The 15,275-nt window shown below is 33.3% G+C and carries 13 protein-coding genes; 4 read left to right on the forward strand and 9 right to left on the reverse strand.

Features of this window, described 5'->3' with window-relative positions:
* The 9 genes from B4N66_RS02015 to xrtF all read right to left on the reverse strand — a co-directional run bounded on the left by B4N66_RS02015 (nucleotide 1) and on the right by xrtF (nucleotide 9,423).
* Nucleotides 1-2,493: a YbcC family protein gene (locus B4N66_RS02015; protein ID WP_291092075.1), complete on the reverse strand. Its 2,493-nt coding sequence runs from the start codon at nucleotides 2,491-2,493 to the stop codon at nucleotides 1-3.
* A gap of 76 nt (nucleotides 2,494-2,569) precedes the next feature.
* Entirely contained in the window at nucleotides 2,570-2,959 is a 390-nt protein-coding gene (locus tag B4N66_RS02020) for a hypothetical protein (RefSeq protein ID WP_291092076.1), read from the reverse strand.
* A gap of 94 nt (nucleotides 2,960-3,053) precedes the next feature.
* Nucleotides 3,054-3,398 (reverse strand): heavy-metal-associated domain-containing protein, encoded by a 345-nt coding sequence (locus B4N66_RS02025; RefSeq protein WP_291092077.1) that lies wholly within the window; start codon nucleotides 3,396-3,398, stop codon nucleotides 3,054-3,056.
* A gap of 48 nt (nucleotides 3,399-3,446) precedes the next feature.
* On the reverse strand, nucleotides 3,447-5,681 hold the full coding sequence (locus B4N66_RS02030) for a TonB-dependent receptor (protein WP_291092078.1): 2,235 nt from the start codon (nucleotides 5,679-5,681) through the stop codon (nucleotides 3,447-3,449).
* A gap of 62 nt (nucleotides 5,682-5,743) precedes the next feature.
* Nucleotides 5,744-6,160: an HYC_CC_PP family protein gene (locus tag B4N66_RS02035; protein ID WP_291092079.1), complete on the reverse strand. Its 417-nt coding sequence runs from the start codon at nucleotides 6,158-6,160 to the stop codon at nucleotides 5,744-5,746.
* Nucleotides 6,161-6,214: 54 nt separating this feature from the next.
* Nucleotides 6,215-7,570 carry an MBL fold metallo-hydrolase RNA specificity domain-containing protein gene (locus tag B4N66_RS02040; protein ID WP_291092080.1) on the reverse strand — a complete coding sequence of 452 codons (1,356 nt, stop codon included), beginning with the start codon at nucleotides 7,568-7,570 and terminating at the stop codon, nucleotides 6,215-6,217.
* 4 nt (nucleotides 7,571-7,574) lie between these two features.
* Nucleotides 7,575-8,408 carry a restriction endonuclease gene (locus B4N66_RS02045; RefSeq protein ID WP_291092081.1) on the reverse strand — a complete coding sequence of 278 codons (834 nt, stop codon included), beginning with the start codon at nucleotides 8,406-8,408 and terminating at the stop codon, nucleotides 7,575-7,577.
* 39 nt (nucleotides 8,409-8,447) lie between these two features.
* Nucleotides 8,448-8,891 carry an exosortase F system-associated membrane protein gene (locus B4N66_RS02050; protein ID WP_291092082.1) on the reverse strand — a complete coding sequence of 148 codons (444 nt, stop codon included), beginning with the start codon at nucleotides 8,889-8,891 and terminating at the stop codon, nucleotides 8,448-8,450.
* On the reverse strand, nucleotides 8,869-9,423 hold the full coding sequence (xrtF, locus tag B4N66_RS02055) for an exosortase family protein XrtF (RefSeq protein ID WP_291092083.1): 555 nt from the start codon (nucleotides 9,421-9,423) through the stop codon (nucleotides 8,869-8,871). The genes B4N66_RS02050 and xrtF overlap by 23 nt, the downstream gene beginning before the upstream one ends.
* A 71-nt stretch (nucleotides 9,424-9,494) precedes the next feature.
* Here xrtF and B4N66_RS02060 point away from each other — a divergent pair, with 71 nt between their 5' ends.
* From B4N66_RS02060 to B4N66_RS02075, 4 genes are all read left to right on the forward strand, one after another.
* Nucleotides 9,495-9,950, forward strand: coding sequence for a GAF domain-containing protein (locus B4N66_RS02060; protein ID WP_291092084.1), 456 nt, complete (start codon nucleotides 9,495-9,497; stop codon nucleotides 9,948-9,950).
* A gap of 94 nt (nucleotides 9,951-10,044) precedes the next feature.
* Nucleotides 10,045-10,314, forward strand: coding sequence for a 30S ribosomal protein S15 (gene rpsO / locus B4N66_RS02065; RefSeq protein ID WP_112086130.1), 270 nt, complete (start codon nucleotides 10,045-10,047; stop codon nucleotides 10,312-10,314).
* Between the two features lie 167 nt (nucleotides 10,315-10,481).
* Complete coding sequence (locus B4N66_RS02070; RefSeq protein ID WP_291092085.1) at nucleotides 10,482-12,644, forward strand: polyribonucleotide nucleotidyltransferase; 2,163 nt, start codon at nucleotides 10,482-10,484, stop codon at nucleotides 12,642-12,644.
* A gap of 140 nt (nucleotides 12,645-12,784) precedes the next feature.
* A complete protein-coding gene (locus B4N66_RS02075; RefSeq protein WP_291092086.1) occupies nucleotides 12,785-15,202 on the forward strand; it encodes a TonB-dependent receptor domain-containing protein in 2,418 nt (805 codons plus the stop codon).
* The last annotated feature ends 73 nt before the right edge of the window (nucleotides 15,203-15,275 follow it).

Here is a 15,275-nt window from a genome sequence, read left to right on the forward strand (position 1 = left end):
TTACGCTGTTTTTAGAATTGAAATGGGTAAATTCTCCTTTGTTTTAACATCAACTTCCAACTCGTTTTGAATGTGATTTGTTTTTTGAATGGCTTGATAAATAACAAAATCTTCATTTTCAAATACAAAAAGTTGTTTCGTTTCCGGATGAACTACGACAAGTTTTACCCATTCATTTTTGAACCATTCAAAAGTTGATGGATTTTTGGTAATTGCATTTTTTACAATTTCCGGAAAATGCTCTGCTACTACTAGCAATCGGATAGGATCATGAACTTCAATCATCTGACTGGGTAATCCGGGACGAAGATCACCATCAATTCCATTGGCCACACCAATTAAACCCATGACATTATGTGGCAATTTTGAACCGGCACCTAACTTTTGATTGTCAACCCTGGAAAAATAATATTCCAAATTTATTCCGCCGGCAACTGGAGCTACTTGTCCTAAAATAACCGCAAGAAAATCACCTGAAGGATCAATTTGATAATTATAAGAATTCAAAAACGACCGTCTGTCTAAAAACAATTGTTTAGACAAACTTCTTCTTCCAACAACACTCATCGCGTTCGTAGCATGATTCAATTCCGGTCGAGGTTCAAACAATGATAGAGATCTTCTTTTTACATTTTTGTGCACCTTTTCAAGTGAATCAAAAGAATTAATAGTATCAAATCTTCTTGAACGTTCTTTCGCATTATTCTGAAGTGCTTTTGAAAAGATTTCTTGATTTTGAAGATGTAACTTTAGATTCAATTCACTTAAACTATCTTCATCATAAAATTGAATTTCATCTCTGGTTGTATCGTGTAGAGCGGGCAGAAATTGAGTTTCCAAAGGAATTTCTATTCCTCGTTCTTTCAACATTTCCCTAACTTTTAGATGATTGGCGGCAAAACAAGCAACTTTAGCATTCACAGAACTTGGCCTTCCGCAACAAGCACCGCAATCATATCCGGCATAATGTGTGTTATTCACACTGGTAGCACCGTGTCCGACAACGTAAACAAGTGACGAAAAATTCTTGATGAGACCAATACTTTTTAATAAACCTTCTACCCTATTCGTCATTTCTTCAATGGTAAAACCGACTTGTAAATCACTTTCTCTATCATTAAGATTTTGATTTTCGATATGCAGTTTCGCTTTTTTATGCAAATGTTTAAATGAAGAAGTTGTAGCCGGAGACATAGATGGCCTAAAAATGTTTAAGAACAATTTAAAAGCCGAAGTAAATCCGAGCGTCTGACTAATTACCCAACCAAAAAGCAACGAATGAGAATGCTTGTGATAATGAAAATCTTTCACATGCTTTTTCTTTCTCTGTTCTTCTTTAATAAGGAATTTTGGTGCAACCGGAGCAGGACATAATTTGGTATGAAATTTTCCATTTACCGGTTGGTAATAAAATTCAAAGTTGAAAAAAGCTGCTGTTCCGAATGTTTCTGCTTTAGCATCTTGGTGTTCAATATGTCTTCTAAAAGAACATTCACGATCATCCATACAAAACAATCCTTGAAAACTCGGAGCAGAATTGACAGAAACTTGTTCTGTTTCTTTCACGCTTGCTAACACCTGATCATAAAAGCTCCACTCAAACGCTTTTTGCCAAAGTGAAAGAACCTCAAACAATTCGTTGTATTTTATAGGTTCAAAAAGTTTATATTCATGAGAACGAACTTTTAAACCGAGTGGCGACCAATTACTATTGAATTTTTTGTCTAAAACATCAATTTCGAGCAATAATTCAAACTTAACCAACTCTTCAAAAGTGATTGGTCTTGTATCTAAAAGCGAACTGGGATTTGTTTCGATAGTGGCAATCATCCCACTCCATCCGGGATGAGCGAATTGTTGATCAAATAAATAGTATTCATAAAGTTCTTGCTTTCCAACCACAATTTCGAGTAATTCTGTAATGGATGCATTTTTAAAAAGCAATTCCTTTACTCTTGTTGAAGAAAACAAACTTTGAGAAGTATTTTGTTCCAAAGCTTTAATTGCAGCTAAAAAACCAGTAGCCTTTTCAGGAAAAGTCCATAGTGCAATGCCTTGATCTAAATAGCTACACAACACCCGAAATAGCAAACTATGAGTTGATTTTTCTAGATTGATAGCGTATTCTTTCTTCCAATTGGCACGTAAATTTCCTATTCTGGCTTTAACCGATTCATCATAGTTTTGATTGAGTAATTTATCTTTCCAAACAGAAATATTCTCCTTTCCTTTTTCTTTTTCAATCACCCAATTGAGTACGGATTCATTAATTTCAGTTTTTTTGAATCGGTTCCTGAAATCTTCTAAAGGTAAATAGGTTTTATAGCCAAAAATGGTGGTTGCTTTGGCTAATGCTTCATGAAATTTTTTATGTTGAAAAGCATGTAAAGTATTGTGATGAACAAAGTCTTTCAACGGATTTTGTGCCGGTAAATAATGAGTTAGACGATGAAGAACAGCATGTTCATCAAAGCCATCGATAGTTGTTTTCACTAATTAATGAAGTTGAATTAATACATAAGTTATTGATTTTCAATAAAAAATTGAAATCTTAAAAACTAATATTGTATTAAGACAAATGTATTTTCCAATTGCAGTATAAGTCGTAAAGAGGTAATTTATCTACATTTATTTTAGTGAGAAATTGACAGAAAAACTGTCTTTCAATAAAAACAAACGTAAATAAATTGGATTTTGGAAATGTAAAATCTAAATGAACTTCATCAATTTCAGATTCCGCAGTTTTTGCTTGGTTAACAACAGTAAATACTGTTGTTTGAGCCGCATGAATATCACATTCGGAATGATTGTTTGAAGAATGTTTTTGAGAGGTTACGTGATTCTGAGCTAAATCAGCCAATAGTAATCCTCTGATAGATCCTGTATATAGCACAACAAAGACCAGAAGGAAAGAAAATAATCCTTTGTTTTTTTCTAAAACTGATTTTATTGTTCTCACATTATTTACCTAAAACGATGTAAAATTAGATTAATTTTCGATTTAAAATGAATTTAAATAAAAAAGTTCCGATATCGTTATCGGAACTTTTAATTTATTGCTTTCTTTCAAACTTACAACAGCCGTGCAAATTATTGTAAGCTTCATCTGTTGCTTTTATTTTTTCTGTATCGTGACCAACTTTTGCAACTGCTTCATGAACTTGATCTATCGTTGTTTTATTTTCATCCAAAACTAAATGCAAATCTTGATGATCAATGTGCCAAACGGCAGACTTTACACCTTTTACAGACAAGGCAGCTTTTTCGATACGTTTTTTACACATATCACAATTACCATTTACTTCGATGTCATATTTCGCATTTTTGTTCTTCTTTTCTTGAGCTTGAACTGAAATTCCCATTAAAGAAATCATCAGTACTAAAATTAACTTTTTCATTTTATTATTGTTTTTTGTTATTGATTTTGATTTTTTTAATTGTATTTGTTACTGAATTTTAAAACGTAAACCTGTGTAAAACATTGCTCCAAAAACCGGAGCATACACCATTGAACTATCAAAATATGAGCCAAAAGGATCATTACTTCCTAAAATCGCATTTTCTTGTTGATAATTTCCAAGGTTTTCTGCACCAAGATAAATTTCAAATGTTTTCGAAAATGTTCTGGTAATTTGAGCATTCATCACCGAAAACGGATTAGTAAACTCCTGCAAACGATATTCTTCAGGATTAGATTGTGTTCTTGGCAAACGTTGCTTCCCTAACCAATTGTAAGTGAAATCAAATTTCCATTGTTGTCCTTTTTCCTTGACGTGCGTTTCATAAGCGATGTTTGTAAAAAAACGATGTTTAGCTTGCAAAGGTCTTTCTACTAAACCAATTGTATAATCAGTTTGCACATCATAATATTTGTAGGCTGTTCTTACATTGAAATGAGTTGAAATTTCATAACTCAAATCCACTTGTAAACTATTAGCAAATGATTTTCCGTCAAGGTTATAAAAAAGTACTTCTTGCGGACTAAAATCAACATCTACAATGGCTTGATTTTGAAAATCGGTTCGGTAAAAATCAACCGAAAATTCGGCTTCTTTTCCAAATACTTTGAATCCTTGTAAATAACTCACACCATAATTCCAAGCAATTTCAGCATCCAAACCATAAATTTCTCCGCCTGTATCTAAAATTTGAAATTGACGTGATGAAGCAAAAAGTTGTTGATTTTCTGCAAAAATATTTGCACTTCTTTTTCCTCTTCCGGCAGAAATTCTGAAAGTGGTTTTTTCAAAAGGTTTGTATCGTAAATGTGCTCTTGGCGTCACAAAAACTCCTAAACGATTGTGGTAATCAATTCGACCGCCCAAAACATAACTCAAATCGTCATCATTGCAATACGTATATTCAAAAAACGCACCAACCGAATTGTCAATTCTACTGAAATCGGAGACATTCACCACTTCATCAAACTGATCGTAAGTAAAATTTAAACCGGTTGCAATTTTGTGTAACGTATTGCTTATAATCGAATTATAAATCAAATTAGAATAAAAACTTCGTTGCGTAATATCATATTGATTTAAACCGAAATATGAATTTTGTTTATGGTAATTAAACGCATTTTGAAACCCAAAACTTCGCCACGGAACTTCGGTTGAAACCCGACCTATTTTTGATGAAATATCTAATTTTTCTGTATTGATTTCTGAACCCCAGAAATTAGTTGTTCCTCTATCTCTATCCGGATCAAAATCAACTTGACCTGTTTGTTTTTCATCATTCATATATCGAAAGTTGATGAAACTCACCCAGCCATTCTCGGCATCGGTATATTGCCAACGGTTTATCATATTAATTTGTTGACCGATTGGGTTATCTAAAAAACTATCGTCGTTCATATCGTTTTTAGAAACTCTCGCATTTCCGTGAAGGAACAAACTGGTTGCCCATTTATCGTTCAGTTTTTTATTAAAATGTGTATTCAATTCAAATCGCGAATCGGTTGAACCATATGCATTCAAAAAGAACGGAATATCATCTTGCGGTTTAATCATTTCGTAATTAATCTGACCCGAAATACTTTCAAATCCATTAACCACGGAACCTGCTCCTTTGGTAATTTGAATGCTTTCCACCCAAGTACCGGGCACAAAGGAGAGTCCATACGCTTGAGAAGCACCCCGAATAGCCGGAATATTTTCTTCTGTCATCAAAATGTATGGACTTGTTAATCCCAACATTCTAATTTGACGACTTCCGGAAACTGCATCCGAAAAATTGACATCTATTGATGGATTGGTTTCAAAACTTTCGGATAAATTACAACAAGCAGCTTTGAGCAATTCTTTACTTGTCATCGTTTGAACATTGGCAGCAGCCATATAATTCTTTTGAAGAGACTTTCTGACTTTTGTCAACGTAACTTCGTCAAGGGTGTTATCAAATTCTAAGTTTTGAGTAATTGATTTGGGTTCTGTAATCGTTAAAGTAACAGTTTGAAAACCTACGTAACTAATTACCAAAAACGTGTTTTCGGCAGTAAAAGGAATCGAAAAGTTTCCTTTATCGTCTGAAACAGCACCAATTTGTGTGTTTTGCCAATAAATATTTGCTCCCGGAAGAGGCTGATTATCATCAAAAGTAATTTTCCCGGTTACATTTTCTTGCGAAAAAAGTAAAGTGGAAAACAATAAAAATAATGAAATTATAAGTTGTTTTTTCATTAAAAATGATTTTAAATTAAACGTAATTTTTTCACAAAAGTGAAATCTAGTTTAAATTAAAATCAGGCGTAAAAAACAAATTGGGAATACAATTGATAGAGTGGCGGAGCATTCGCATCACAATAATAATCAAACAATTGCTCGTTGATTAACTCTACTTTATTGGTATAAAAAGAAAATTCAACAGTTGGTAAAACCGAAACATAATCGAAGTCAAACTGCAGCTGCTTAATCACAACCTCATCAAAATCGGCTTGAATTGTTTCATCAGAACAACAACCGTCGTGATTTTCTAACGAAGTTGCACAACACGATTTTTCTTCCGGATGAACATCCATTACACATGGTTCGTCTGTAGTAAAAACGGAGGAAACGGAGGCAATCGTATCACCACAATAATGCACATTAAAAGCCAATCCGCTGGAAGAAATCAGCAGATAAAAAGCCATAATAATACTCGTGCACTTTTTGAAGTTCATACTGCAAAGGTACTTTTTTTTGATTACTAGCTTCCAAAAAATCTGTTAATTGAATTAAATCTCAACAACTTGACCCAAAAGCGGAACAGTTGCTTCAAATCCATACTTGTCAAAAATCTTTGTTCGTAAGGTGTCCGCCGCTTCATTTTCACCGTGAACTAAAAATATTTTTTGAGGTTTTTGTTTTAATTCGCTCAACCAATTAAGTAAGTCTTGTTGGTCGCCGTGTGCGGATAGTCCTTCTACCAACACTACTTCAGCTTCAACCGGATAATATTTTCCGAAAAATTTGATTTCTTTTGCTCCTTCTAATAATTTTCTTCCGCGAGTTCCTTCGGCTTGATAACCCACTAACATTACCGTGTTTTCAGGCTTTATAATGTATCGTTCTAAATAGGACAAAACCCTTCCACCGGTAATCATTCCGCTTGCAGCAATAACCACTTTGGGTCTTTTGTCATAAATGGCATTGATAGTGTCTTCAAAATCGGAAATCATCGAAAACATACTGCACATTTCTTCACATTGATTTGGATTTAATTTGTGCCATTTCGGATTATCATTAAATATATCCAATACTTTAATTCCCATCGGCGTATCAATAATATAAGGAATATCCGGAATTCGATTTTGCAAACGCAATTGCCAAAGAAGATACATAACTGTTTGTGCACGTTCGACTGCAAAACTCGGAATCACCACATTTCCTCCTCGGTTAATGGTTGTATTAATAATCATTTCCAAATCCAAAAGCACATCATTTTGTGGATGAAGACGATTACCGTAAGTGCTTTCTAAAAAAACATAATCGGCCTTCTGTGTTTTTTTGGGCGGATACATCAACACATCATCATCTTGACCCACATCGCCGGAGAATACGAGTACTTTCCCGTCAACATTTAATTCAATGGAACAAGCACCGAGAATATGTCCGGATTGAAAAAATTTAAAATAACTATTCTCGGTTAATTTCACTTCAATTTCCTGATCTACGGCTCTAAAATAAGACGTTACTCTTTCGGCATCATCTACGGTGTATAAAGGTTCTGCAGGATTGTGTTTGGAAAAATGTTCTTGATTTGCTTTGGATGCTTCTTCTTCCTGAATTTTTGCACTATCGGCAAGGATAAGTTTAGCGATTTGTTTGGTTGGAGCAGTACAAAATATTTTACCTTTAAAACCATTTTTTACTAATATTGGCAACCAACCGCAATGATCGAGATGGCCGTGCGTGAGTAGCACAAAATCAATCGTAGCAGGTTCGATTGCTAACGGTTGCCAATTTAAATCACGCAATGATTTGATTCCCTGAAACAGACCACAATCGATTAAAATGCGGGTTTCATTAAGTTCAACTACTGTTTTTGAACCTGTCACAGTTCCTGTTCCTCCTAAAAAATGAATTTTCATGATTTTAATGAATTACATTACACAATTGATTTGCTTCTTTTAGAATGTTTTTGATTCGATTTTTACTCAACCCGATTTTTGAAAGCCATTCCGATTTATTAATCAAATCTTTCACGGTGATGAGTTCTTGCATTAATAATTTATCTTTTTCAAGCTGCGTTAAAGTTGTCAAGCAAGTCACAGGATAAATTTGAGCGGAATCTATTTTATTTCTCAAGCTGTTGCCTTTTGGATAATCCCAACTTAATAGATTCAAGTTTGAACAAATTGCAAATTTTATAGCATCATCTGTAAATCGATTATTGGTTACAATCCAACAATGATTTATTTGATAATTTGATCCGAAAACCGAAAAATCTTTCTCTTTTAAATCATTAAATCGAGACAAAATGTAGAGTGGTACTTTCACATCGGATTTGGCGTCTTGGTTTCCATGAAATTTGCATTCAATCATTGAAACTACATTTTCTTTTTTGAGCAAAACATCAACTTCATGCGAAATGCATTTTCCGTCTAAAATCAAATTGGTTTGTGTTTGAAATCCTTCTATCTCAAATAATCTTGCGATAAATTTTTCAAAGTAAAAACCTGCGGGACCAAGAGCTTGGACAGCCGATCTCAAATTATAACGAGCCGCATGAGCATTTGAAAAATTTTTAAGTAATTGAAAAGCGAGTTTATAAATTTTTTTGGTTGGAATTCCTTCGTATAATTGCTTATCAATTTCATGCATCACTTGAAATACAGCATCTTCATCCGCTCCTGATTTCCGCAAAGAATGTTGAAGTTTTTCTTTATCGAATAAAACTAGCTCGCCTGAAAATTTGGTTACTTTCATAACGCTAAAATTTATACTATAAAGTTACGAAAAAACGATTTAAGAATGCTTTTTTTGAATATAAAAAGCTGGCACAAAAAGTACTAAAAATAAAGGTTGAACGATGAATCTTCGAACATAGAAAAGTATGAAATTGCTTTTTTCATCAAAAAACAAAACAATTCCAAAAAACATCAGAATAAGAATTAAAAATAATACCAGATAAAGTACCGAAGCAAATTTGGTAAGCGATACATCTTTAAACAAAAAATAAATCACCGCAATAGATAAAGAAGCATTTAAAACATATCGAAAAAGCAAACTAAAAAAAAGTCCAATACCATTAAAATCAGGAAAAGGTAAATTGAGGTAATCATTTTTAAAATACTTTAAAAAAGGATCATAAAATAAAGCTTCTTCAAAAAATCGAATAAATGCTAAAGCAAGCACGCACAATCCAATCAAAAGAAAATCAACTATTTTAGGCTTTTTTTTGTATTGCATACACTGAAAATTTATTTACCCAAATAACCCATAATAAAAAAACTACGCCATAAATAAACAACGGAAAAACTACGCCATGCAAAAGGTGTTCATGTTGAGGATAATGATACAAAGCAATAGCTATCAAGGCAATCCTAACAATATTAAGCAAATAAATAAGAATTGAACCCGCCAAAATGAACAATACTGTTTTTTTCCAATTTCCTTTAAAGGCAATTACAAAAGCGATAAAAAGAATAATTACACTAATCGCATTGCAGCCTTCTACTACTCTGGCGACATTTTTTTCTTCTACAAAAAGCAGGTTAGAATTTTGTTTAGAATGAGGCTCTAAATGCGAGTTATAGTTAAAAAGTTCAATAGTTTGTTGCGTTTGAACACTTACAATTTCAGTAATTGAATCCACTTCAAATGAAGAACTATCAAAGGAATTCAAATAAAATTGGTACAAAACCGTTAAAATAAGGTAGCTAAGGAAGAATTTTAATAAAAAAATTAAAAATGGCTTATATTGAAGAATGTGCTTTTTCAAAACGTAATTTTTAACAAAAATATGTAAATTAATGCAGTTTTGAAGTTTTAACTTTGTAAAAAATTTAAGCTATGAATTTGGACGTCTTAAAACCAAAAATAAGTGAGATTTCAACCTTATTTGATCTTTCACGAGAAGAAAAATTGCAAAAAATTTGTCAGTTACTTCACGACGAAGTGGATTATTACAATTGGGTCGGATTTTATTTTGCCAATCACGAGGCCCAAACTTTACATTTAGGACCTTATGTTGGTGCAGAAACCGATCATACTATCATTCCGTTTGGAAAAGGAATTTGCGGACAAGTTGCAGTATCTAACAAAAATTTTGTAGTGCCGGATGTTTCTGCTCAAGACAATTATATCGCTTGTAGTTTTACTGTAAAATCTGAAATTGTTGTGCCACTTTTTGTGAATGGCGTAAACATTGGTCAAATAGACATCGACAGTCATGTGTTGGATCCTTTCACCAAAAAAGATGAAAAATTTCTAGAATTTGTAAACGAAGAAGTTGCAAAGTTGTTTTAGAAAAACTTGTCCATTAAAAAAATAAAATTACCTTTGCAACCGAATTAGGAAAATCCTAAATTCATACATAAAAATCATTTAATATAATATTGGAATGTATTTAACGAAAGAAACTAAAGCTGAAATCTTCGCAAAACACGGAGGAAAAGCTGAAAACACTGGTTCTACAGAAGGACAAGTTGCCCTTTTTACTTTTAGAATCGCTCACTTAACTGAGCATTTGAAAAAAAACCGTCACGATTACAACACTGAACGTTCATTAGTACTTTTGGTAGGTAAAAGAAGAAGTCTTCTTGACTACTTAAAGAAAAAAGATGTTGTGAAATATCGTGAGTTAATTAAAGAATTAGGAATTAGAAAATAATCAACTAAGGGGCTTTGTGCCCCTTTTTGTTTTATATATTTTAAAGTAAAGTACCCGATTGCATTTTTGGGTAAGGAATAAAAAAGTTTGGTTTTTCATTGGGTTACACAACAACTACACACAACAACACAACTAAACCTAATAATTAATACCAAATTAGAATTTTTATGATTCCAAACGTAACAAAAGAGGTTATCGATTTAGGAGATGGAAGAACCATTTCGATCGAAACCGGAAAACTAGCGAAACAAGCAGACGGTTCTGTAGTGGTTCGCTTAGGCGATTGTATGCTTTTAGCTACAGCTGTTTCTGCCAGAACAGCAAATCCAAATGTTGATTTTTTACCTTTAACAGTAGATTATCGCGAGAAATTTGCCGCTGCAGGAAGATTTCCGGGTGGTTTTTTCAAAAGAGAAGCCCGTCCAAGCGACAGTGAAGTATTAACCATGCGATTAGTAGACCGTGTTTTACGTCCACTTTTCCCGGATGATTATCACGCAGAAACACAAGTTATGATTCAATTAATGAGTCATGACGAAAATGTTATGCCAGATGCTCTTGCCGGTTTAGCTGCTTCTGCTGCTTTAGCTGTTTCCGATATCCCTTTTTACAATTTAATTTCTGAAGTTCGAGTTGCTCGAGTGGATGGAAAATTCATCATTAACCCAAGCAGAACTCAATTAGAACAATCAGACATCGACATGATGATTGGAGCTTCTTTGGATTCTGTTGCAATGGTTGAAGGTGAGATGAAAGAAATTTCAGAAAAAGAAATGGTGGAAGCCATTAAATTTGCTCACGAAGCAATTAAAGTTCAAATTCATGCTCAATTGCGTTTACAAGAAGCGTTTGGCAAAAAAGAAATTAGAACTTACGAAGGAGAACCTGAAGACGAAGCTGTTTATGCCAAAGTAAAAGCAGCAGCGTATGACAAATGTTATGCGATTGCTCAAGAAGCTTCAGGAAAAAGCGAAAGAAGCGAAAAATTTGCTTTAGTAAAAGAAGAGTGTAAAGCTTTATTTACTGAAGAAGAATATGCAGAAAATGCAGATTTAGCCGGTTTAGTTGGAAAATATTACTACAAAACAAATAAAGAAGCGGTTCGTAATGTTATCCTTGAAAAAGGAATTCGTTTAGACGGAAGAAAAACAACTGAAATCAGACCAATATGGTGTGAAATTGATTATTTGCCATCGGTTCATGGTTCATCTTTATTTACACGTGGCGAAACACAAGCGTTGGCTACAGTAACTTTAGGAACTTCAAGAGAAGCGAATCAAATTGACTCGCCATCAGAACAAGGTGAAGAAAAATTTTATTTGCATTATAACTTCCCTCCTTTCTCAACCGGTGAAGCAAAACCGTTAAGAGGAACATCAAGAAGAGAAGTTGGTCACGGAAACTTGGCTCAACGTGCTTTAAAAAATATGATTCCTGCAGAATGTCCTTACACAATCAGAATTGTTTCTGAAGTTTTAGAATCAAACGGTTCTTCTTCTATGGCAACAGTTTGTGCAGGAACAATGGCCTTGATGGATGCCGGAGTTCAAATGGTAAAACCTGTTTCAGGTATTGCGATGGGATTGATTACAGATGGACAAAAATTTGCAGTTTTATCTGATATCTTAGGTGATGAAGATCATTTAGGAGATATGGACTTTAAAGTAACCGGAACAGCAGACGGAATCACCGCTTGTCAAATGGATATAAAAATCGACGGATTGCGTTATGACATCATGGAGCAAGCGTTAGATCAAGCTCGTGAAGGTCGTTTACACATTTTAGGTAAATTGGTTGAAACGATTGCTACTCCAAGACCTGACGTTAAGAAACACGCTCCAAAAATCATCATGCGTACAATTCCTGGTGCTTTCATTGGTGCATTAATCGGACCTGGTGGAAAAGTAATTCAAGAATTACAAAAAGCTACAGGAACAACTATTGTTATCAACGAAGTTGATGAGCAAGGTGTTGTTGAAATCTTAGGAACAGATCCTGATGGAATTGCAGCAGTTTTAGCTAAAATTGATTCGTTACTTTTCAAACCACAAATGGGTGAAGCTTACGAAGTAAAAGTAATCAAAATGTTAGATTTTGGTGCTGTTGTAGAATATACTGCCGCTCCAGGAAACGAAGTTTTATTACACGTTTCAGAATTAGCATGGGAAAGAACTGAAAACGTAACCGATGTAGTAAACATGGGCGATGTTTTCCAAGTGAAATACTTAGGAGTGGATCCAAAAACAAGAAAAGAGAAAGTTTCCAGAAAAGCTCTTTTACCAAGACCTCCAAGATCAGAAGAAAATAAAATTACTCCGAAGAAAGATTAATTTTAATTTACTACTATATCTAAAACCCGATTCAAAATTGAATCGGGTTTTTTATTGATTTTTTTTGTAATTCAACTACTACATTTGTGAATATATTAACAATTATTATATATTTGCAATAACGAGCCACAAAAAAAACTATGACTTCCACAATACAAAGATTTCTACTTCTTATTCATTTACTATGTTTAACAACTGTTTTTGGTCAGGAATTTTCTATTACTGGAAAAATTATCGACGAGAACAAAATAGGTATTGAAGGAACAGAAATTATATTATTGAGTGAGGGAAATATTGTTAATTCAGCTATAACTGATGTAGATGGAAATTTTACAATAAAAAATAAACCGGGTTTATATTCACTTCGTTTTTACTTTGTTGGAACAGTTATTTATCAAACTGATTTTAGTCTGGATAAAAATATTGATCTAGGTACGCTGGAGTCATTTGACAATTCAACGCAACTTCGTGAAGTGGAAGTGACATCTAAAAAACGAATTATTGAAAATAAAGTTGACAGAACTGTTTTTAACGTAGAAAGTAGCATCCGTTCTACCGGTAGCGATGGTTTTGAATTGTTAAAAGCTACACCAGGTGTTTTTGTGTCTGGAAGTCAAATTGGTATTGTAGGGAAAAGTACTGTAAGTGTAATGATTGATGACAAAATCGTTAATTTATCCGGCAATGAATTAATCAATTATTTGCGAGGAATTAGTTCCGAAAGCATCAAAAATATTGAAGTGATTACTACTCCTCCTGCAAAATATGATGCAGAAGGAAACAGCGGTTTGATTAATATCAAATTGAAAAAAATACAGGAAGATTCTTGGGCAGTTAATCTTCGTAATTATTACATGCAAAATTCATATCCTTCCTATTTGGGCGGAGTCAGTTTTACCTTTAACAAAAATAAATTAAGTCTTTTTACAGATTACATTAGACAAAGTGGTCATGACAAATATTGGGAAAACTTATCAAACCAATTTGAAACAGAAAGTTGGGATGGAAGTACTAAAAGAAAAGATACACGTGACATTAACCGTCTTGCCTTTACTTTAGATTACAAAATATCCGAAAAGGCAAGTATCGGAACAAAATACATCGGTTTGCTAGACAATCCCGACACTGCAGACAGAAATATTACTGCTGTTTCAGATAATTCTACAAATGCTATTACATCAACTTTTTTTACTAAAGGTTTTAATAAAAACGAAAGTTCTAATCACTCATTAAACGTTTATTACATTCAAAAACTGGACACTTTGGGCAAACAAATTTCGGTTGATTTTGATTATTTTAATTACGCAGAAGATCAAAACAGAACCTTTACCACTAATGAACTTTCTCCTGAAAATACTCAAATTGGTTCTAGTTTTATCGCTAATAATACCAGCTTGCAAGAAATCTTAAACTACAGTGGAAAAGTAGATTTTGATTTGCCAACCAAATGGGCAACCTATGGTTTTGGAGGAAAAGTAAGCTTTGTTGAAAACAAAAGTAATATTGCTTTTTTTGATCTTTCCAGCGGAGTGCCCGTTTTAGACATCAATCAAACCAACAATTTTGATTATTCTGAAAACACGCAATCTGCCTACGTGAATTTCAAAAAATCACTTAGTGAAAAATGGCAAACCCAAGTAGGCTTCCGCTATGAAAACACAATCGTAGAAGGCACAACTACTTCTTTGGATGTTTCACAAAATCAAGTAAATGATTTCAGCTACAATAAACTATTTCCCTCGATATATTTGACGTATACTCACAATGAAAACCACAATTTTTCAGTCAATTACAGTAAACGAATTGGTCGACCTGTTTTTTGGCATTTGAATCCATTTAGAGTATATGTGAATTCATTTACCTACGCAGAAGGCAATCCCTTCCTACAACCTTCTTTCACCGATAATTATGAAATAAATTACAACTTCAAAGAAAATTTAAGTTTCAAGATTTATTATTCCAATACAATTGACGGAAGTATGCAACTACCAGTAGTTGAAACAAACGATGATGAAACAACATTACGCTATTTTAGAGATAATTATGTAGATAGATATCAATTTGGAGGCACTATCACTTACTATTTTGATAAAATTTCTTGGTGGGAAAGTTCAAACACAATCAATGGTTACAACAATGTAACTGCATTTATCAAAGATGTTCCCACCGAAGCAAGAAATGGATTTCAATATCATTTTTACAATTACAATACATTCAACTTAAACAAAAACAAATCGCTAAAAGCAGAGTTAAACTATGAATTTCATAGTGCTCGAAGAGATTATTATTTTTCTGCCACACAATACAACAAACTCGATCTTGGACTTCGTTATTCTTTAAAAGAAAAAGGATTAAACTTTATATTGATGGCCTCCGATGTTTTCCGAAGTTATCAAGCCGATTTTACTAGTGTTGTAAATAATGTTGGACAGCTGAACAACAGCTATTATGATGATAGAAAAATTTTACTTGGTGTAACCTATAAATTTGGAAATAAAAAACTTACAGCTAGCCAACGAGAAACAGGCAACGAAGAAATAAAAGATCGTTTAAAATAATTTTTTTTAGTTTTTGTAACTTTTATTTATCTCTTTACGTATAACTACATGAAACTATTATTCAAGTAGAAAA

Origin of the sequence: Flavobacterium sp. UBA2787 (genome assembly GCA_002352205.1) — a bacterium.
In the GTDB taxonomy this organism is placed as follows: domain Bacteria; phylum Bacteroidota; class Bacteroidia; order Flavobacteriales; family Flavobacteriaceae; genus Flavobacterium.